General features: G+C 64.9%; 2 pseudogenes. Both read right to left on the bottom strand.

The window, feature by feature from the left end:
* Positions 1-110: pseudogene (locus DIE06_RS38090) on the bottom strand (electron transfer flavoprotein subunit alpha/FixB family protein); the annotation flags it as partial.
* 16 nt (positions 111-126) lie between these two features.
* Positions 127-242 (bottom strand): annotated as a pseudogene (locus DIE06_RS38085) (electron transfer flavoprotein subunit beta/FixA family protein); the annotation flags it as partial.

The raw sequence follows: 242 nt of genomic DNA, 5'->3' as shown, positions 1-242 counted from the left end.
AATTTGCCAACTTCGGCAGCCGCCGCCACCGTGTTCAGCGTCGCGGCCTTGATCGTGGAAGCGCCGCCGGCCGACGCCCCGTCATGCTCGGCAATCACCAGAATCGTCATTTCTTTCCGCTCCCTCTTACAGCACCTTGGCTTCGGTCTTCAGCTTCTCGACCAGCGTCTTCACGTCCGGCACCTTCACGCCGGCCGCGCGCTTCGGCGGCTCGGCCACCTTCAGCGTCTTCAGACGCGGCG

Source organism: Burkholderia sp. Bp8998 (genome assembly GCF_003854235.1).
In the GTDB taxonomy this organism is placed as follows: domain Bacteria; phylum Pseudomonadota; class Gammaproteobacteria; order Burkholderiales; family Burkholderiaceae; genus Burkholderia.
This window is presented reverse-complemented; position numbering and strand designations above follow the sequence as displayed.